At 43.2% G+C, this 1,728-nt stretch carries 1 protein-coding gene; it reads right to left on the reverse strand.

Going from position 1 to position 1,728, the window contains the following annotated elements:
• On the reverse strand, positions 1-1,728 hold a 1,728-nt coding region (locus tag Q8907_16885; GenBank protein MDP4275945.1), incomplete at both ends, for a GH92 family glycosyl hydrolase.

Here is a 1,728-nt window from a genome sequence, read left to right on the forward strand (position 1 = left end):
AGTGCATACTCAAGCCTGTCTACGAACTTTTCCTTTCCGCCCATTAATTCAACTAATTGATCAACGTCATGAGGGATAAAGTAACTGTAAGTCCAGGAACTTCCTTCATAAAATGGGCCCACCCAGGATTTCGGCCTAAGATCAGGGTCAACAGGAACCCACTTTTGGCTGACATCTCTGGCTCCAATAAAACCTTTATAGCCTTTGCTTTCTGCAGTCGCATCCCAAAGATTGATCCATTCTTTACTTCGCTTAAGATAGGCCTTATAATCATCCACCTTACCTAATCCTTTAGCCACAGTAGCGGCACAAAAATCATTATAGGCATATTCAAGGGTATAGGACGAAGATATCCTGCCATTGGGAATCCATCCCTGTTTCCGGTAAATATCAGGAAGCTCCCCGGATCCCTTGCGCTCGTTATCGGCATTAAATTTCATCACCCCATAAGCCTTTTCCCAGTCAATACCCGGGATACCTTTCACATAAGCATCGGCGATTATGTTATCCACATCATTTCCACCCTGGTCGCTGCCCGCTTCGTTTCCGGAAACAAAAGCATCGCGTACCATTTTGTTGTTTTTTAAGCGGTCTATAAAAGACAATATATTACCACGGACCATGCCCGGGTTAATTAAAACCTGTAGTGGAAACTCTGTTCTCCAGGTATCCCAGATGGCATACTGGTCGTTCCAGAATGGCTGGTCGCTTTTCCAGTGCGGGTTATCGCCAGTGAAATCCCGCGGCATCACCATGGTATGGTATAAAGCCGTATAAAACAATTTTTTTTGATCTTCCGTCGTTTCTACCCGGATCTTTCCCAGTTGTTTTTCCCAGGTATTCATTCCCGCCGTCTTTACCTGTTCAAAATCCCAGCCGGGTATTTCCGATTTAAGAAACTTTTCTGCATTCTCATAACTGGCTAAGGAAACAGCCACTTTCATCATAACCTGTTCTCCACTGGAGGTTTTAAAACTGCAAAAAGTACCGATTCGTTGCTCTGCAAATTCATCCTTGCTGTCTCTTTTCATTTCATTCTTATCGCTGAAAAGATTTTTATCTTTCCAGACACCGGCTTCAGTCACCGGTCTATTAAATTCTGCAACGAAATAGAATTTATAGGGATGGATGCAGTTCCATCCTCCCTGGGTATAAATCATCCCTTTAATTGTCCGTTGTTGTTTATCAATCTGTATGCTGTTTTCAAGAATACTCACCTTAGATTTCATAATATCCTTCGGTACGCTCTGAGAAGCATCAATCACGATTGAGGCGCTGTCTGACTTTGGGAAAGTAAAGCGGTAAATTGCACTGTGTTTGGAAGGACAGATTTCCGTAGTAATACCATATCGTTCTAACAGACATTTAAAATAATAGGCTTTAGTAACTTCGTTCTCAGCCGGAGAATCATGTTGTTCTTCGCCCACAGCAAGTCCAACCTGGGGTGATATAAGGAAATGGCCATACCTGCTGGCTCCTCCGGTTCCGCTAACGTGAAGCTGTCCGAATCCCCTGGTCGGCATTTTGGGATTATATCCCGAAGTAGAACCTTTGACAGATTGAGGAGAAGGATTGATGCAACCGAAAGGCATCTGAGGGCCTAAAACGCAATTGCTGGCACGTGTACCTATAACCCCGATTTTGGTGTCCACGTAATCAACTACATTTTTTTGACCTGAGGAAGTTTTTGTTTGTTTCCCATATTTTTTATTTTGCGCAAAACAAAAG

Source organism: Bacteroidota bacterium, from assembly GCA_030706565.1.
GTDB lineage: Bacteria > Bacteroidota > Bacteroidia > Bacteroidales > JAUZOH01 > JAUZOH01.